The organism is Nocardia sp. bgisy134 (assembly GCF_965341865.1).
In the GTDB taxonomy this organism is placed as follows: domain Bacteria; phylum Actinomycetota; class Actinomycetes; order Mycobacteriales; family Mycobacteriaceae; genus Nocardia.
On sequence record NZ_CBDQZP010000002.1, the window covers coordinates 408,588 to 425,416 of the forward strand.

A 16,829-nucleotide genomic window follows, 5' to 3' on the forward strand; every position below is an offset into this window, starting at 1 on the left:
CAGTGATTCCGTGACAAGATGGACGTAAGACGGCACACGGGCGCACGTGACAGTCCCGGAGTTTCGGAGATAGTCAAGGAGTACGAGGCATGCCACCTAAGGAAGATGACGGCGGGGGCTCGGGACCTTCGATCCCGGAGCTCCCGCTACCCAACAATCCCTGGCCGGACATCAAAAAACGTGCGGGTGACGCGGGTTGGATCAAGTTCGATCCGCAGGCGGCGATCGCTGTGGGGCAGGCGATCTCGGATCTCCAATGGAAGTTGTTCTCCCTGTGGGGGAATGCCACGGCAGTCTCGTCCATGATCGACCTGTCCACGCCCGCCATATCCTCGGGTCCGGAGCTCGCCAAGGTGTTCGGTAAGCAGGGCCAGGAGATGTATCGCATCCTCGGCGCGCACCACAAGATCCTCGATGACATGCTCGACTCCGTCGTTGCGGCGGGCAAGAACATGGCCAAAACCGAGGAGGGCAACGTAGAGGATCTCCTCCGTCAGTTGGACGGGATTACGACCCCACTCCAAGACACGCACTACGCCGACGGAAAGGCTCCGGGTGCCCTCACGCAGCGCGAGGGTGATCACGGCAAATATCGCAAAGGGTGGAATTATGATGAAGACGGGATGCCGACCACCCGAAAAAAGGCGGCTAGTGACTATGAGAGTGGATTTCATGTAAAGGATAACCGGAAGCAGCCGGATATCAAGGGCACTCGGAACGCGGGTATCGGGGAAGTCCAAAATAAACCTTGGGCTACTCTTTATGCGAACCGGCAGTACCTGGAGGGTGGCGTCGTCGCGGATATGGTCGCCGATGATGCTGCTGAATGGGAGCATATCGGAAAAAAAATCCAAGAGTGGAGTGTGGAGTTTGGTAACAAGATTGTCAATCACCTGAACCCGGCTGCGGGGGAAAAGGTCTGGGAGGGTGAAGGTGCACAGGCGATCAAAACTGCCCTGAACAACTATCGCCTCTCCCTCGAACCGCTCGCGACATCCGCCGCACAGCACCATTCCCTGCTCGAGCACGTCTCGCAGTTCCTACAGGATACTCACTATTGGGCCCCGCCCTACAAGACGGAAGATGAAGACCCCACTTACTGGTTGACCGACCGGCAGCAGATGTTCGGCGAAACCTATGTGCGCGGTGTCAATTTCACGTCCAAGAGTATTCCGAACCTTGTTTACCCGACGGATGCGTTCAAGGACGTCCCGCCGATCTACGATCCCCGGGATACGAACAAAGACGGCAAGATCGATGACAAGGAAAAAATCCCGGGGGACACGAACAACGACGGCAAGCTCTCCGAGGAAGAAAAGCAGGCGCTGGCGAAAACCCAAGCCGGCGGTCCTGGCGGCCCCGGTCCCGGTCCTGGCGGCCCCGGTCCTGCCAGAGCCAAGGCAGGCCCCGGCCCCGGTCCCGGTTTGACCGCGGAGCAGAAGAAGGCACAGGCGAACGCAGCGGACGAGCAGCGGAAGGCCGCGCAGTTCGCCGAGCAACAGCGCAAAGACGCGGCCCGGCGCGCGAACGAACAAGAGGCCTACGAGAAGACGCAGCGGGCCGCCAACGAGCGCCGACAGGCCGAGGCCGAGCAGCGCGCCAAGGACGCGGCCGCGGAGCAAGAGGCCTACCAGAAGCAGCAGCGGGCGCAAGCCGCTGCGAAGGAAGCCACGTCGGCGGCGCAGCAGGCCGCTCAGCAAGGTTTGCAGGCCGCGCAGCAGGCTGTGCAGGAAGCCCTCCAGGGTGGCCAGAAGGGTGCGACCGAGGCGCTGGCGGCCGCGCAGCAAGCCGCGCAGAACGCGTTGGCCAACGGGATGCCGAAGGTGGGCGACCTGGCGTCGAAACTCGGCGGCCCCGGGCCTGGCCCCGGCTCCCTGGCAAAGGGATTGGGTCTGACCGAAGCCGCGAAGCTGTTCCCCCGCGCGGGCGCCGCCACGGCGGCGACCGCCGCCGGAACAGGTCTCGGCTCGCTCGGCCGGGCCGGGGCAGCCATGCAGGCGACGCCCGGTTCCCCCGGCCCCGCCGGTGCGGCGGGTCAGGGTGCGGGCCAGGGTCAGCAGAACTACAAGCGCCCTGCCTACCTCGAATCCGACCAGCACCTGGACGAACTGCTCGGTGAGGCGCCGAAGGTGGTCAGGCCGGTGGTCGAACAGTGAGTCGCACTTGGAAATTCACCGACACCGAGTTCATGGCCCTGTGGTCACGGTCCGGGGGCACGATTCTCCCGCATCCGTTCACCTACATCTGTGAAATGCAGACCACCGATGAATACGAACGTGCGTTGCACCTTGTTCGGGAACGGTGGCGGGGCACGGACGATCGGGTGCTCGATGAGATTTCCGAGGCCGTGTTGCAACCGGATATCGCTCTCGAAGTGCGCGGATTCGACGAGCGGGAGTACGAGCGCGCGGAAGGCTGGGTCCGGGTGCTCGCGGTCCGGCGTGGCGACCGCGGGTACGTGCTGAAGCAGGTGACCGGCAAGACCTTCGAGCACGCCGCCGGTTTCACCGTCACCGAATGCGAGCCGCTGGCGCTGGCCGACGCGGTGGTGGCTGAACTGCCGAAGGTCGAACCGGGAAAACAGGGCAGTATCAAGTTGCCGGTGCCCAAGAGTGAAGAAATGGTCGACACGAGTAGTTCCGGCCTGTGGGACGACCCCTACGGCGGCGGCTCCACCCCGGTGTCCGGGGAACGGTTCGAAAAGACGGTCGCGGCGTCGCGCGGGGTGGTGCGCGTGAGCCAGGGTTATTCGGTGTACGGTCCGCGCGGGCGGCTCACCCTCGAGCTCAAATGGCGGGATCTGCCCGATGACGGCAGATATCTGATCGCTCCGGACCTGCCGCCGGTCGCGCAACCCGTCGACGAAAAGAAGTTTGTGATCATGATCAACAAGGAGATCGCGAAGGTCGTCCAGACCATCAAGGACGAGAGACTTTCGCACCGTGCCTGATTCGGCTCGATACGCCTGACCACGTTGATCAACGCCGAGATCGCCGAGGTGGTCCGTGCGATCGAGGACGAACCGGTATGGACCCCGGCGGCGGGAACATACACTGAGCGACAAGCGATGAGGGGTTGATGCGATGTCCACAGCGGCGAACATCAGCGGCACGATTTCGGTGCGGACCACCGAACAGGGCCTGCCGCTGGCTATTTCGGTGGAAGCGGATGAGCTGCGGCGGGATCCGGCCGAGCTGGCGAATCAGATCATGCGGTTGTGCAGGCAGGCGGCGAACCGGGCCGGGCTGGCGCGGCGGGAGGAGTTGCAGGCGGCGGGGTTGACCAATCAACAGCTCGCGCTGACCGGGCTGCCGAAGCCAGAGGATGTCGCGGCGCAGGAGTGGGTCGAGGAAGAAGAGTACGACGAAGAGCCGCAGAGCTGGTTGAGGGAAGCCTGACATGAGCGAACGCAGAGAGCGAATCATGTGCCAGTGTGCGGTACGCATGCTGGAGCCGAGCGTCAGCGAGGTGGAGGCATGAGCGAACGCAGAGAGCGAATCATGTGCCAGTGTGCGGTACGCATGCCGGAGCCGAGCGCCAGCGAGGCGCAGGCATGAGTACCAACCCGGTGATGGACGAGATCGAGGCGCGGGCGCAGCGGGCGCTGAACCGGTTGCGCGATCTCGGCGACGAGATGGCGAAGGTGCGCGCGCAGGAGTCGTCGGAGGACGGTGCGGTGACCGTCGAGGTCGACGGCAGCGGAGCCTTGCGGGACATGCGATTCACCAGTGCGGTGTCGCGAATGTCACCCGGTGAATTCGAGCAGGCGGTGGTTTCCACGGCGCATCGCGCGGCGGCCGAAGCCATGGGGCGGATGGGTGAGCTCATCACCGAGTTCAATGAAGAATCCGCAGCTCAGACCTAGTGGCCGCACCAAATATTTACTCTCCCTTAAGGTTTTCCACCCGAATATTTACTGCGCGACTCATCCTGTGATCCGGTATATTCGGTCTGGACCTTCCAATCATTTTCGCGCAGAGGGTGTTTCCGATGCCTAACGGTTTTGACATCAATCCCTGGCCGCATGTGGCCGCCGAACCTGACGCGATTCGGGCCTACGCGGACACGGCTGCGGCGTGTGCCGCCAGCGTGGCGAGCGCCGGTTCGGTGAACCAGGCGGCCACCATGGCCGCGGCCATCCCGGTGTTCGGTTTGATCGGCCAGGATTTCCTCGCCTCCTTCGCGGTGGCGCAGGCCAATCACCTCACCTCGGTCGCTGAACTGGCCTACGTGCACGGCATGACGGCGCTGACCTGCCAGCAGGCCGCCACCGAATACCAAGTGACGGACGGGCTCTCGGGCTCCGATATCGACGCGGTCGGTCGCGCCTGATGTCGGAGCTGGTCGATCAGTCGGTATTGGACATGCTGCGCCAGAGCGCGGTGGGTCCGATGTTGGACCGGCCGGTGAACGATGTCCTGAAGGACATGGGCCTGCCGCAGCTGCCCGAAATTCCGCTGCTGCCACCGATTCCGGGCCTGCCGCCGCTGCCGGTGATCGACCTGTCCCTGCTGGCAAAGCCGCTGACCGATCTGGCCGCCACCTTCGGCACCGGCCAATTCCCGGCTCCCGCACCGGCCGCCGCGCCGGTGGCCAATGGTGATCCGGCCGCGCAGCCCGCGGCGAATCCGGCCGCCGCGCCCGTCGTCGATCCGACCGAGGTACTGAGTCAGGTCTCCAGCGTCGTCTCGACGGTGGTGCAGCTGGGCAGCACGGCGCTCACCATGGCGATGCAACTGTGGCAGAGTCAGGCCGCGGCCGCCGCCGAGGAAAAAGGCAAAGAGGCGCAGAAGGACGGCGGCAAGATCGCCACCCAGGCCGCGCAGGAGTCGGCAGGCGTCGCCTCAGCCGCGACCTCGGTCGCCATCGGCGGCGCGACGATGGCGGCCATCATCGCCAAGTACATGGCACAGGTCGCCGCCTCCGCGCCGTTCCTCTCGACCCCGGGTGGCCAGGCCTTCCTGGTCGCCTCGACCGTCGAGACGATGGCCGAGGCCACGGCGACGGTGGCGAAGACGCGCGGCGAAATGACCGTGCACAGCGCGGAGATGACGGCCACGGGCCAGAAGGTGCCGGTCACCGATGCCCCCAAGGGCATGGACCAGATGCAGATGCTGAGCATGCTGATGCAGATGATCCCCACGCTGACCACCGCGGTGAAGTCCGGCATGGAATCGGCTGTCTCGCTGCACAAGACATTGAACCCGGTGGCCTCCACCAACCCGGCACTGGAAAAGGACAAGGCCGAGCAGGCGGAGCTGGGCAAGAGTGCCGCCAAGCCCGGTGCGGGCGGCGGCGGTTTCGGTGGTGGCGGCGGTGCCGTGGCCGCCGCGGCGCGCCAGCTCAGCCCGTGGGTCGACGGTCGCACGGTCGGCAATCTGGGCGCGGCAGGCGCGAACGGCGTCGGCAACCCGGCCTCGGCGATGCAGGCCGGCGCCAGTTCGGCGGCCCGCAGCAACACCACGGCGGCCACCTCGCCGGGCGGCATGATGCCGATGTCGCCGGCGGCCGCCGCGGGCATGGGCCGTGGCGCGGAGGACGCCGCGAACGGCTTGCGCGGCGAACTGGTGTCCGCCTCGCACGGCAACGAGGTGGTGGGCGATATCGAAGGCGCCTCGCTGCCCGTCGTCGGCGCGGCCAACGCCGATGGACTCAACGAACCGCCGGACCAGGCACTCACTCTCTGATAGGAGGACGGCATGGAATTCGATCGCGCCGGGGCAATCAAGTCTGCCACCGCACTCGACGCCCTCGCGGACCGGCTGGAAGCCGATCTGAAGGCCAACACGCCCGCCCTGGCCGTGGAAGCCGCTGGGCTGGACGAAGTTTCACAGCGTGCCGCGCAGACCCTGCGCGGGGTGGCCGCCTCCTACGACGAAGCCGCGACCGCAGGCGTTCTCGAACTACGCAAACTGGCCGCCGCGCTGCGCTCGCAGTCGCAGTCGCTAGTGGTGATGGATACCGAGAACGCCGCTGGTCTCGGGGCGTCGGCCTAGCGCGAGGCGGGGGACATATGGTCGAACCGCCGATCCCTGGTTTCACCGGCGTGGTCTGGGAAGCCAGGCCCACGGAGAAACTCGCCCAGGATCTGACTACCGGTCGCGGCGCGGCGCCGATGGCCGAAGCGGCCCAGGCGTGGACTCGCCTTGGCGTGAGTTTCGGCGCCGCCGTGCCCGAATACGACCAGATCGTCAAGGCCATCGGCGAATCGTGGCGTTCGGAGACGAGCCCGGAGATCCTGGACCGGATCACCACACTGCGGGAGTGGCTGCTGGAGGCGGCCGGTTCCGCGGCCCAGAACGCCACCAAGACCGGCTCGCAAGCGCTGGCCTACGAGGTGGCCAGGCTGGCCATGCCGCACGTCGCCGAGATCGCCGCCCTGGAAGAGGCAAAGAAGTCGGTGGAGGCGATCGGCGCCGGGTTGGGTGCGCCCCTGGTGGGCGCGGCCGCCGATATCGACGCCGAACAGGATCTGGCCAAGGTCAACGCGGCCCGGGTCATGCGTGTCTACGAAGAGGCGACCAAGCCGCTGGAGACGCCGTGGACGCAGACCACGCCACCGGTCATCGCCAATAGTGCTGCGCTGGAGGCCGAGCGGGCCGCGTCCGAGGTGCGTCCCACAGCCGTGCCCACGACCGCCTTGCCGACCTCGTTCGCTGCGGCGTTCGCCCGGGCCACACCGCCGCCGCGGGCGAAGACGGCGTTCACCACGCAGGCCGTGGCCGCCGCCGGGACCGCCGAACCGACCCCGCTGCCCGTGGAAACGACTCCGGTGGCCGGAGATTCGTCGTCGGCGAGCCGCATGGGCGCCCCGGCCGCGATGGCGCCCGCAGCCGCCGTGCAGGACGACGACCGTACCCTGCGGGCCGGCGCCGCCTCCGCGCAGCCGGACAAGCCGTTCGAGGTCGACGCCGGATTCGCCGCTGCCCCAGCGGTAATCGGCGGCGCCGCCGAACCCGCACCGAAGGCGACCGCACCGGGGGCGCCATGACGACGATGACCAACGATGGACTCCTGGCGGTGTCCGACCTGCTCGGCGTGCAGACCCTGCCGCTGGTGCTGGGGGTCGGACCGCAGCAGGATTCGGTCGATGCCTGGCAGGCCGCGCGCGACCAGGCGATCGCCGACCTGCGCGCCGCCGGGTTGGTCAACGCCTACGACGATGTCGCCGCCGACCTGACCGACGCGCTGTTCATCCTGGCCAACCCGGAGCGTGAGCTCGCGGCCCGGATCTACACGGAGTCGGGGATTCGACAGGTCTGCGTGGCGCGCAAGGGAGCTCAGCACGCGCTGGCCACCCGCACCGGCGACACCTTCGACGTGGGCACCATCTGGTGCGACGGCGGCGGACAAGCGCTGGCGCGGCCGGTGCTCGAAGCGCTGGGCCGCGCCCCGGCCGCCGATATCCCGAGCATCAGCGCCCCGGTCGAAGATCTGCGCGAAAGACTGGACGAGGCAACGAGATCCAGCGACTACTCCGATATCTTCTACGCCCGCGGTGTGGCCGAACGCGATGCCATCGAGTTCGGGCTGGCCATGTCCAGCTGCCACGCGCACGCCGAGATCGTCGCCTACGCCTACGACGACGGCATCACGACCAGAACGTCCGGAGCGGTAGCGGTTTACGACACCTCGCGGGGTCGTATCGCCGCCAGCCCCGGCGCTGCGCCGGACCTGCGGGTCTGGTCGACCTTCACCCCGGGAACCGATCACCGGATCGCCCAGGCGATCTCGGCGCTGATCGAAACCTTGCCCGGAGGAAGGTGGATGCCCTAGTTAACGCATCGGAACTCACGAACCGACCGAACCACCGCGGCCCCTGCGCAGCGGAAAACCAAGTACCCACCGACATGATGAGGTGAACAATGTCCGGACAGACCAGTTATACAGAGGCCGAAGCTGCTGCGGTCGTCGACGAATACATGCAGGCCGTCGAGGGCATCAAGAAGACCATCTCGGCCGTGCAGGAAACCTTCGACGCGGCCCGCTCGGGCTGGGAGGGTGACGCCGCCGTTGCGGGACAGAAGGCTTCCACCGCTTGGCAGGAGGAGACCACCCGTATCAACACCAAGATCGACGAGATGAATCAGACCATCTCCGAGGGCAACACGACCCTCGGCAACGTCGATCCGGAAAACGTGGACGCCCTGACCAACCTGATCTGACACACCACTCGAAAGGAGACGGCCATGAAGTACACCAAACAGGTCCACGACCAGCTGATCAGCGAAATGGACCAGTACTACAAGGATCTCGACGGCTACAAGGACGCCTTCGTCGCCGCCAAGGACAAGCTGGTCACCAAGGGTTGGGAAGAGAGCGAGGCGCTGGAGTCCTTCACCGTGAAGGCCAACTCCCTGCTCGAGGAGCTCAACGACACCCACACCAAGATGCAGGCCCTGCGCAACGCCATCGACGGCGCGTTCAACAACGCGTTCGCCGCTGACAAGAAGGTCTACAACTCCTTCTGATCCGGGTTGGCAACGAGAAAGCCCCGGTCACCCTTGCGGGTGGCCGGGGCTTTCCGGTACTCGGTTAGCGGGCGGCGGCCAAAGCCGTGTGCAAGTACTGCATCTCGTCCGGTGTCGCCACCATGTGCACGCGGGTGGTCACACCTGCCGTGCGCACGGTGACGAGGTTGGCGGTCTCCGGGTCCTCGGCGAGGGTGACGTCGGGGTCGAAGTGGTCCTCCATGGTCGCCGGGGCATTGCGGAGCAGCACGGTGGTGGCGTCGGAGTGGTGTCCCGTCGGCGGAATGCCGTCGTAGACGATCACAGTGGCGGAGCGGTGCGCGCTGGCCTGCTGCCCGGCCGCGGACCAGGCCGCGATGGTCAGCGACTGGGGCACACCCACGTCGGCGGCCATCTGCCGCCACGCGTCGTGACGGTTGGTGTGCACCACGACCGAGGCGCCGAGCGCGATGGCGCGCAGGATCATCTGCTGGGCGACCAGCAGCGACCCGATCACCTCCACGCGCCGCACCTGGTGCCCGACCAGGGGCAGGGCCACGCCCTGTCCGGAGGTGTCGGCGCCGATCAGCTGCCCGCAGCCTGCGATCGGCATCGGCAGTGTGAGCAGCGAATCCGGCTTGCCCAGATAGGTTTCCGGGGTGAACTGACGGCCACGCTGTGCGATCGGCAGCGTGTACAGCAGGGCGCGGAACTGCTTGCCCGGCAGCGGAACCAGGCCCTCGGCCTTGACTACGGCGGGCTTGTCCGGGGTATCGAAGCGCACCACCGCGGTCACTTCGATGCCCGCGGCACCGGGTGTGGCGGCCTGGTCGCGCGGTGACTGTGCCGCGGCGCGCTGAAGACGCATGGTGACGGTGGTCGCCAGCGTCGGAGTGGACCACACTGCGGCGAAGCCCTGCGGTCCCAAAGCTTCCGGCGCCATCCGGTAGGTGGTGTAGTGCACGCCGTCGCGTTCCACGCTGTGCGGTGTCTCGGTGAACTCCTCCAGCGGCGTGTGCCGGGTGAGCTGGTTGACCGCGGCGGTGATCTCGGCGGCCGACAGCACTACCGTGGAGATGCCGTGGGCGGCAAGCCGATTTGCCACCCGCTGGGTCGCCACGATGGCCGTGCGCAGCGTGCCGGTGGCGCCGCCGCCGCGCCGCGCCACCGCGGGGGCATTGCCCAGCGGGTCCAGCCGCAGCACCACCCACACCGTGCGGTGCGCCACCGCGGGCAGCCGACCCAGGATCTGCTCGTAGAGATGCGAGACCCGGCCGGGCCCGGCGGTGCGGGCGCCGGTGCTGATCACGTCGATGGAGGCCAGCTCGATGTCGAACTGGTCGAGGCAGTGCGCGATCTCGGGCAGCGGCATCATGTCGTCGGAGATCAGCGACTGCGGGCTCAGCAGCGTCACCGTGCGCGGATGCGCCTCCACGCGCAGCATGATGAGCAATCGCGAGCCGTCCCAGCGCATTCCATAGGCGCCGCCTTCGGGTAGCGGTACGTCGAACGGCGCCTGATCAACGGTTGCCGAACGATTGCGGAACGCGCGCCAACGGAAGGTGATTTCTTCGTCCAGCCAGCCTGCCGGCGACTTGCGGCGCGGCAGTGGTGTCAGCCCGAGCACGAGGACACCGGCACATACTCCGGCCGCGACCCACACGGAGGCATCGAAGATCACCGCGACCAGTGAGGCCGCGACCGCGACGAGCGCCACCGGAATCACCCAGCGTAGCGGCAGAATTCGGAACAGCCAGAAGTACGAGGAGCGCAGGGGAGCGGGGGCAGGCTCAGCCGACGGGACGGGTGAACTCTGCGGCGCGGTGTCGCGATTTTCGCCGTCGGCTGTGGTGGAACCCATGCGGACATAATGGACCGAATTCGCTCGGCTTCGCTACCGGGGACGGCAGGCGGCGGAGCTTGCGTAGTCGGCGGGGTGGGTAGGTAGGTACTGTAAGCCGTGCCGGGTGAAATGCTCGGTCCGTTGTACCCCGCGTCAGTTCGGAGGCGTTTCGTGCCCGCACAGTTGACTACAAAGGCGCAAGTCAACGGTTACCGGTTTCTGCTGAAAAGGTACGAGCACGCGCTGATTCGGCGCGATGTCCGGATGCTGCACGATCCGATGCGCTCGCAGTTCCGCTCGCTGGTCGTCGGCGCGGTGCTCGGCATCCTGGTGGTCGCCGGTGCGGCGATCCTGGCGTTCCTGCGCCCCGTGGGCGCGATCGGCGACGCGACCATCGTGATGGGCAAGGAGACCGGCGCGCTCTACGTGATCGTCGACGGCACGCTGCATCCGGCGCTGAACCTGGCTTCCGCCCGCCTGATCGTTGCCAGCAACGAAAAACCCACCTCCGTCAAGGAATCCAAGCTGACGATGCCGCGCGGCCCGATGGTGGGCATTCCCGGCGTTCCGGCCACCCTGCCCGGCGCGGCCTCGCCGGACTCCGTCTGGAGCCTGTGCGATGCGGTGGAGCTGTCCGCGGCAGGCAGCGCCGCCCGCTCCGCAGGCGCCACGTCCACGGTCGTCGCAGGCGCGCTCGACTCGAGCGAGCCGAACACCGCCCGCCCGCTGCGCGACAACGAGGCGCTGCTGGTGACCCGCGGCGGCAAGACCTTCCTGATGTTCGACGGCAAACGCGCCGAAGTGGATCCGAACGATTCGGTGATCTCGCGCTCGCTGGGCATGCGGGAGTACAACCCGCGTCCGGTCAGCGCGGGCATGCTCAACTCCGCCACCCAGGTCCCCGCGATCGTCCCGCCGAAGATCGATCGGCTCGGCGAACCCGGCCCCGGTCGCTTGCAGGGCGTGCCGATCGGCGGCGTGATCCGCGTGCAGCGGGTCGACTCCGAAGAGCTGTACGTGGTGCTCGCCGACGGCGTGCAGCGGCTGACGCCGTTCTCCGCCGAGGTGATCCGCAACGCGAACTCCCAGGAGATGAACGAGATCATCTCGGTGCCGCCGGACCGGTTGGTTGGCGTGCCCGTGGTGAGCCCGCTGCCGGTGGACAAGTTCCCCGGGCCGGTCCCGACCATCCTCACTCCCGAGCAGAACAAGGTCAGCTGCATCCAGTGGGCCAAGAAGGACTCCGATCCGGCCGCCACGATCACGCTGCTCGCCGGACGTGAACTGCCGCTGCCGAAGTCGGCCAAGGTGGTGGATCTGGCCACCGGCGACGGCACCGGCGACCGCATCGACCATGCTTACATCCCTCCGAACTCGGGGGAGTACCTCCAGATGACCGGCATGTCGCCGGACAGCGTCCGCCTGGGCAGCCTGTTCTACATCTCCGACAACGGGATTCGCTACGGCATACCGGATCAGGAGACGGCCACCCTGCTCGGCCTGGCCGACAAGCCGCGGCCCGCACCGTGGCCGATCATCGGCCAGCTGGTGCCTGGGCCGACGCTCTCGCGCGAGGAAGCGCTCGTCAGCTACGACATCCTGCCGACCACCAACTGACGTGCCCCGCACAGCAGTACGGCTGGCGAGAACTCGCGGCCGTACTGCTGTGTCCGGATATCAGCGCAGCGTGGCCAGCACGTTGTCCAGCGCGTTCTGCATATCGTCCGACTCGATCCGCATCAGCACCGATTCGTCGACGGCGCTCAGATCCAGGTTGATGTCATTGGCCAGCCGGAACTCCCGCTCCTCCTCGGCCGCCTCGATCACATTGCGGATGAACCGGCCGTTACCGGCCATGTCGATGCCGCGCCGGATCTCACCGCTCTGATCCGTGGCCTCCTTGCGGTAGAGCTCACCGCAGGCGGCGATCAGCAGCGCCTGTGCGTCGTCGGCCAGTTCCGAATCCCGTTTCCGCGCAATGAAACGGCCGATATCGCCGAGCTCCTCCGGCGAGTAGGAATCGAACTTCACCCGCTTGGCGAAGCGGGACGCCAGACCGTCGTTGGAGGCCAGGAATCGGTCGATCTCGCCGTCGTATCCGGCGATGATCACCACCAGGCGATCGCGGTCGTTCTCCATTCGCGCGAGCAGCGTATCGACGGCTTCGCGACCGAACGCGTCACCGCCGGACAGGCCGGTTTGAATCAGCGTGTAGGCCTCGTCGATGAACAGCACACCGTCCATCGCGCTATCGATCAACTTGTTCGTCTTGATCGCGGTACTGCCCAAATGCTGGCCGACGAAATCGGAACGTTTGGCTTCGATCAACTTGTCGGTCTTGAGAATTCCTAAGCCACAGTAAATTTTTGCCACCACGCGGGCAACGGTGGTCTTACCGGTACCCGGCGGTCCGGTGAATGCCAGATGTTGGCCACGGGATCCGCTCGCCATTCCTTTTTCGGCACGGATCCGCGCTAGCTGAGCGGTTGCCTGCAACTTCGCAACCTGCATTTTCACGCCGGCGAGACCGATCTGCTCGTCGAGTTCGGCGCGCGCCTTCTCCAGGATCAGCTTGGCCTTGTCGTCGCGCTCCTCCTGGCCCATCTGTTCCAGCGTCGGCGCCGAGGCCGGATCCCACTTGTTGGTGCGCGCGTCGATGACCTCCTTGGTGGTCACCGTGATCCGGTACTTGCGGTCGCGCATGGCCATGGTGTTGGCCTCGAAACCCGGTGCCTCGGAGAACACCTTCTCGAACAGCGCCTGCGCCTTCTCCTCCTCGCCTGTCTCGCGCAGGGCGAGTCCGCGGCAGAAGCGGGCAGTGGTCGCCGCGGCCGGAATCGGGCCCTGCTCCGCGGCTTCCATGCGGCGGATCGCCTCGCCGAACAAACCCAGCTGGGCACAGGCGGTGCCGACCATGACGTGGGCGCCCGCGGCCAGGTAGGGATCCTCCCAGTCCGCCGAACCGGCCAGCACGGTCATCACATCGGGCCAGCGCTGCGTGGTGAAGTGCAACACGCCACGGACGTAGGCGCAGATCCGGTCGTCGATCTCGCGATCCGACGAGGAGACCTGTGCGGACCGGTGTTTGGCCAGTTCGTCGAGGACCTTCTCGGCTTCGTCGTAGTCGCCCTCGGTGATCAGCTGCGTGGCCTGCGCGAGCCAGATCTCGGCATAGCTGGCCAGCGGGTAATCGATGTACTGCCCGATGGTGAAGCGGCCCGCCAGCGCTCGCGGTTGCAGGCCGAGCCTGCGCTGCTCCCGGAAGAGCGTCGAGGTGCTGGTCTTGAAGAGGTTGAAGATCACCTCACGGGTGTGCTCGCCCGCGGCCGCGCGCCCGAGCCAAGCGTCGCACATACCGGGATCCCATTCGGTGGCGCGCTGGAAGGCTAGCTGAGCGTATTCCAGATCGCGGGCAGATTCCTGTCCGTCGATCACAATGCCCAAGGACAAGACACCAGCGTCGAATGCGCGTTGTGCCTGGCGGTTGCCGGTCATGTGGGTTTGCCCCTAAAAACGAACGGACGTGCTGTTCCTCGCCAAGCATAGCTGCTGCGAGGGAGGGACTTCTCCGTTAAGTTGAGTACGTTGCATGGCGTTGAAGTGTGTTCTAGGTAGGGAGTCGTCCGAGCTGTGACCGATCCGTCTAGCAGCGCTGTGGCTGCCGTTGCTCCGGAGTTGTGCCGAGTCTCGGTGATCGGCGGCAATACCCAGTTGGACTTGGGTTTGCCTGCCACAGTTCCGATCGCGGCGTTTATCGCCGACGTGGTGGAGCTGATCGAATCGCGCAATCCCGATCTCACCGAGCACGAGGACGGGGCACCGCTGCAAACGCAGCATTGGACACTGGCCCGGATCGGCCGCGACCCCATCCCGGCAAACCAATCGCTCACCGAGGCCGAGGTTTTCGATGGTGAGTTGCTGGTATTGCGCTCGGTGTCCGCCAAGGAGCCACCGGCGCTGTTCGACGACGTGATCGACGCCGTCTCCAAGCTGACCGCGACCTCGTTCCGGCACTGGTCGCCGCTGTCGGCGCGCTGGCTCGGTCTGTCCATGGGCCTGCTCGCGGTGCTGGCCGGGATCTACCTGCTCGCGGTGGCCAAACTCGACGGTGCCGGTGCCGCAGTGGGTTTCATCGGCCTCGGCGCCGGACTGATCGCCGGTGGCGCGGCCGTGCTCGTCGCCCGCCGGTATCAGGCCGAAGCGTCCTTGCCGGTGATCATGCTGTCGCTGTACGCGCTGCTGCTGATCTTCGCGGGCACCGCACTGTTCGTGCCCAACGCCTTCGGCAGTCCGCACGCGATGTTCGCCTGTGTCGCAACGCTGACCGCGGCCGCGGTCCTCTACAGCCTGGCCCGGGTCGGGGCGACCATGTTCACCACGGTCATCACTCTCGCGCTGTTCGGCGGCGTGGCCGCGATGGTGCGGATGGTCTGGGATCCCGCGCTGTCCAAGATCGCCGCCGGCGTGCTGGTCGGTGCGCTCATCGTGATCACCCTGGTGCCGCGCCTGGCCGTGGCGGCCGCACGGCTTCCGGTGCCGCCGGTGCCGACCGCCGGCGCCGCCATCGACCCCGCCGACCACGAACCCCGTCCCACCGTCAAGGACATCGGCGCCATCGGCGCCACTGCGCTACCCTCGGCCGCCGGTCTCGAGCATCGAGCCCGCGCGGCCAACGAATACCAGTCCGGCATGATCATCGGCTGCACCGTCGCCGCCGTGATCGGCGTGGTGCTGGCCGCGGATCCGCTCGGCGCGGCCCGCTGGCAGGGCATCACCCTGGGCGTTGTGGTCTCGATCATCCTGTGCCTGCGCGGGCGCGCGTTCGCCGACCTGGTGCAGGCTTGCACGCTGATCGCCGGTGGCGCGATCGCGTTGATCGCGCTGGGCATCGGTGCCGGGCTCGGTGAGGAGAACTGGCTGCTGCCGATCGCCGGCATGCTGCTCGTCGTGGCCACGGCCGCGGTGGTCTTCGGTGTGATCGGGCCGCACACCGAGATGTCGCCACCCATGCGCCGCACCGGTGAGATCTTCGAATACCTCTTGATCTGCACCATCATTCCGCTGGTGCTGTGGATCATGGACATCTACTCGGCCGCCCGGAACATCTGACATGGCACCGCTCCTACGGCGGCTGCTGCGGGCGGTGACGATGGCGGCGGTGCTCGCGCTCGCCACCGGAACACCCACGCCCGCACTGGCGATCGCGCCGCCGAAGATCGACGACGGCGCACTCGGGGCCGTGCTCGGCCTGGCCGCAGGCGCTAGACCGCCGGACGAGACCGAACAGGCCAAGGTCTGCGCCGAACCCACGCTCCAGGGCGGGGTGCCCCGCGATCCGCCACTGGCGCAGCGGATCCTCGGTTTGGCCGAGGCGTGGCAGTTCAGTCGCGGCGCGGGTCAGAAGGTCGCCGTCATCGATACCGGCGTGAACCGGCACTGGCGCCTGCCCGCGCTCCAGGCGGGCGGCGACTTCGTCTCCACCACCGACGGCACCGTCGACTGCGACGGCCACGGCACCTTCGTGGCCGGGATCATCGCCGCTCAGCCCAGCCTGGAGGACGGATTCTCCGGTGTCGCACCGGAAGCCGAGATCCTGGCCATCCGCCAGCTCAGCTCGGCCTACGAGGCCAAGGACCGCAATCGCCGGGAGGAGCCGGGCGTGATCACGCGCGAAGGCTACGGCACGGTCAACACCCTGGCCGCCGGTATCGTCCGCGCGGTCGACATGGGCGCCACGGTGATCAACATCTCCGAGGTGGCGTGCATGGCTGCGAGCGCGGGCGCTGCCGACGGCGCCTTGGGCGCCGCCGTGAAATACGCCTACGACCGCAATGTGGTCGTTGTCGCCGCGGCCGGAAACATCATGCAGGGCACTGCCTGTGAGAAGCAGAACGACCGCTCGGGCTGGTCGGCGGTGAGCACCGCGGTCACTCCGGCCTGGTTCACGCCCTATGTGCTGTCGGTCGCCTCGGTGGATCCCGCGGGCATGGTCTCACCGTTCTCGCTGCACGGCCCGTGGGTCGGCGTCGCCGCGCCGGGGCGCGAGATCGTCTCCCTGGACAGCAAGCCGGGTGGCGCGGGCCTGGTCAACGCCACCCAGACCGACGAGGGCTACTCCACCATCGACGGCACCAGCTTCTCCAGCGCCTACGTCTCCGGACTGGCCGCGCTGGTCCGGTCGCGCTTCCCGGAACTGACCGCCGCCGAGGTGATCGATCGAATCAAGCTGACCGCGCAGGCACCGGACAACGGACGCAACGACAAGGTCGGGCACGGCCTGATCGATCCACTGGCCGCGCTCACCGCGCAACTGCCGCAGAAGCCGGTCACCGTCGGCTCCGATATACCGCGCAAGATCGCCGGGCCGTCCCCGCCGCCGTACGTCGACCCGGCCCCGCGCCAGGTCGCCACGATCGGCTCGATCACGCTGCTCGCCCTGCTCGGGCTCGGCTACGCCGCTTCGATCCCGTTCCGGCGGGGTAAGCAGGTGAGTGTGGATCCGGGTGCGGAGCAACACACCCGAGAGGGGTTGTAGG

Annotated in this window: 16 protein-coding genes; 14 read left to right on the forward strand and 2 right to left on the reverse strand. The window is 67.1% G+C overall.

Translation table 11 applies throughout. From position 1 onward, the window contains the following. The first annotated feature begins 89 nt into the window (after positions 1-89). From ACRWNM_RS05400 to ACRWNM_RS05450, 11 genes are all read left to right on the forward strand, one after another. The gene (locus ACRWNM_RS05400; RefSeq protein ID WP_431964092.1) at positions 90-2,156 is read left to right on the forward strand and encodes a cell envelope integrity protein TolA; all 2,067 of its coding nucleotides are present in this window, start codon (positions 90-92) and stop codon (positions 2,154-2,156) included. 32 nt (positions 2,157-2,188) lie between these two features. Then, the gene (locus ACRWNM_RS05405; RefSeq protein WP_431964527.1) at positions 2,189-2,950 is read left to right on the forward strand and encodes an ESX secretion-associated protein EspG; all 762 of its coding nucleotides are present in this window, start codon (positions 2,189-2,191) and stop codon (positions 2,948-2,950) included. Positions 2,951-3,083: 133 nt separating this feature from the next. Further along, the gene (locus ACRWNM_RS05410) at positions 3,084-3,398 is read left to right on the forward strand and encodes a hypothetical protein (RefSeq protein WP_431964094.1); all 315 of its coding nucleotides are present in this window, start codon (positions 3,084-3,086) and stop codon (positions 3,396-3,398) included. A 155-nt stretch (positions 3,399-3,553) separates the two neighbouring features. Next, positions 3,554-3,865 carry a YbaB/EbfC family nucleoid-associated protein gene (locus ACRWNM_RS05415; RefSeq protein WP_431964096.1) on the forward strand — a complete coding sequence of 104 codons (312 nt, stop codon included), beginning with the start codon at positions 3,554-3,556 and terminating at the stop codon, positions 3,863-3,865. Between the two features lie 125 nt (positions 3,866-3,990). Continuing rightward, a complete protein-coding gene (locus tag ACRWNM_RS05420) occupies positions 3,991-4,332 on the forward strand; it encodes a type VII secretion target (RefSeq protein WP_357456008.1) in 342 nt (113 codons plus the stop codon). After that, on the forward strand, positions 4,332-5,687 hold the full coding sequence (locus tag ACRWNM_RS05425; protein WP_431964098.1) for a hypothetical protein: 1,356 nt from the start codon (positions 4,332-4,334) through the stop codon (positions 5,685-5,687). The genes ACRWNM_RS05420 and ACRWNM_RS05425 overlap by 1 nt, the downstream gene beginning before the upstream one ends. A 12-nt stretch (positions 5,688-5,699) precedes the next feature. Next, complete coding sequence (locus ACRWNM_RS05430; RefSeq protein ID WP_067785091.1) at positions 5,700-5,996, forward strand: PE domain-containing protein; 297 nt, start codon at positions 5,700-5,702, stop codon at positions 5,994-5,996. A 17-nt stretch (positions 5,997-6,013) separates the two neighbouring features. Further along, on the forward strand, positions 6,014-6,991 hold the full coding sequence (locus ACRWNM_RS05435; RefSeq protein WP_431964101.1) for a PPE domain-containing protein: 978 nt from the start codon (positions 6,014-6,016) through the stop codon (positions 6,989-6,991). Positions 6,992-6,996: 5 nt separating this feature from the next. Continuing rightward, entirely contained in the window at positions 6,997-7,776 is a 780-nt protein-coding gene (locus ACRWNM_RS05440; RefSeq protein ID WP_431964103.1) for an ESX secretion-associated protein EspG, read from the forward strand. An 89-nt stretch (positions 7,777-7,865) separates the two neighbouring features. Beyond that, entirely contained in the window at positions 7,866-8,165 is a 300-nt protein-coding gene (locus tag ACRWNM_RS05445) for a WXG100 family type VII secretion target (protein WP_068056992.1), read from the forward strand. 24 nt (positions 8,166-8,189) lie between these two features. Continuing rightward, positions 8,190-8,471, forward strand: coding sequence for a hypothetical protein (locus ACRWNM_RS05450; protein WP_068056994.1), 282 nt, complete (start codon positions 8,190-8,192; stop codon positions 8,469-8,471). Between the two features lie 64 nt (positions 8,472-8,535). On the opposite strand, the gene eccE is transcribed toward ACRWNM_RS05450, so the two are convergent. Beyond that, complete coding sequence (eccE, locus tag ACRWNM_RS05455; protein ID WP_431964106.1) at positions 8,536-10,311, reverse strand: type VII secretion protein EccE; 1,776 nt, start codon at positions 10,309-10,311, stop codon at positions 8,536-8,538. A gap of 153 nt (positions 10,312-10,464) precedes the next feature. Here eccE and eccB point away from each other — a divergent pair, with 153 nt between their 5' ends. Beyond that, the gene (gene eccB / locus ACRWNM_RS05460) at positions 10,465-11,910 is read left to right on the forward strand and encodes a type VII secretion protein EccB (RefSeq protein ID WP_431964108.1); all 1,446 of its coding nucleotides are present in this window, start codon (positions 10,465-10,467) and stop codon (positions 11,908-11,910) included. Positions 11,911-11,970: 60 nt separating this feature from the next. Here eccB and eccA read toward each other — a convergent pair whose 3' ends face one another. After that, the gene (eccA, locus tag ACRWNM_RS05465; RefSeq protein WP_431964110.1) at positions 11,971-13,788 is read right to left on the reverse strand and encodes a type VII secretion AAA-ATPase EccA; all 1,818 of its coding nucleotides are present in this window, start codon (positions 13,786-13,788) and stop codon (positions 11,971-11,973) included. A 135-nt stretch (positions 13,789-13,923) separates the two neighbouring features. Here eccA and eccD point away from each other — a divergent pair, with 135 nt between their 5' ends. Together eccD and mycP are read left to right on the forward strand one after the other, a co-directional pair. Next, on the forward strand, positions 13,924-15,402 hold the full coding sequence (gene eccD / locus ACRWNM_RS05470; protein ID WP_431964112.1) for a type VII secretion integral membrane protein EccD: 1,479 nt from the start codon (positions 13,924-13,926) through the stop codon (positions 15,400-15,402). A gap of 1 nt (position 15,403) precedes the next feature. Next, positions 15,404-16,828 (forward strand): type VII secretion-associated serine protease mycosin, encoded by a 1,425-nt coding sequence (gene mycP / locus ACRWNM_RS05475; RefSeq protein ID WP_431964114.1) that lies wholly within the window; start codon positions 15,404-15,406, stop codon positions 16,826-16,828. Position 16,829: the final 1 nt, after the last annotated feature.

Bases quoted from the DNA above. Each gene is read 5' to 3' on its own strand.
- ACRWNM_RS05435 (WP_431964101.1), top strand. From the start codon at position 6,014: ATGGTCGAACCGCCGATCCCTGGTTTCACCGGCGTGGTCTGGGAAGCC.
- ACRWNM_RS05440 (WP_431964103.1), top strand. From the start codon at position 6,997: ATGACCAACGATGGACTCCTGGCGGTGTCCGACCTGCTCGGCGTGCAG.
- eccE (WP_431964106.1), bottom strand. From the start codon at position 10,311: ATGGGTTCCACCACAGCCGACGGCGAAAATCGCGACACCGCGCCGCAG.
- eccA (WP_431964110.1), bottom strand. From the start codon at position 13,788: ATGACCGGCAACCGCCAGGCACAACGCGCATTCGACGCTGGTGTCTTG.
- ACRWNM_RS05450 (WP_068056994.1), top strand. From the start codon at position 8,190: ATGAAGTACACCAAACAGGTCCACGACCAGCTGATCAGCGAAATGGAC.
- ACRWNM_RS05425 (WP_431964098.1), top strand. From the start codon at position 4,332: ATGTCGGAGCTGGTCGATCAGTCGGTATTGGACATGCTGCGCCAGAGC.
- ACRWNM_RS05420 (WP_357456008.1), top strand. From the start codon at position 3,991: ATGCCTAACGGTTTTGACATCAATCCCTGGCCGCATGTGGCCGCCGAA.
- ACRWNM_RS05415 (WP_431964096.1), top strand. From the start codon at position 3,554: ATGAGTACCAACCCGGTGATGGACGAGATCGAGGCGCGGGCGCAGCGG.
- ACRWNM_RS05430 (WP_067785091.1), top strand. From the start codon at position 5,700: ATGGAATTCGATCGCGCCGGGGCAATCAAGTCTGCCACCGCACTCGAC.
- ACRWNM_RS05405 (WP_431964527.1), top strand. From the start codon at position 2,189: ATGGCCCTGTGGTCACGGTCCGGGGGCACGATTCTCCCGCATCCGTTC.
- ACRWNM_RS05410 (WP_431964094.1), top strand. From the start codon at position 3,084: ATGTCCACAGCGGCGAACATCAGCGGCACGATTTCGGTGCGGACCACC.
- ACRWNM_RS05445 (WP_068056992.1), top strand. From the start codon at position 7,866: ATGTCCGGACAGACCAGTTATACAGAGGCCGAAGCTGCTGCGGTCGTC.
- mycP (WP_431964114.1), top strand. From the start codon at position 15,404: ATGGCACCGCTCCTACGGCGGCTGCTGCGGGCGGTGACGATGGCGGCG.
- ACRWNM_RS05400 (WP_431964092.1), top strand. From the start codon at position 90: ATGCCACCTAAGGAAGATGACGGCGGGGGCTCGGGACCTTCGATCCCG.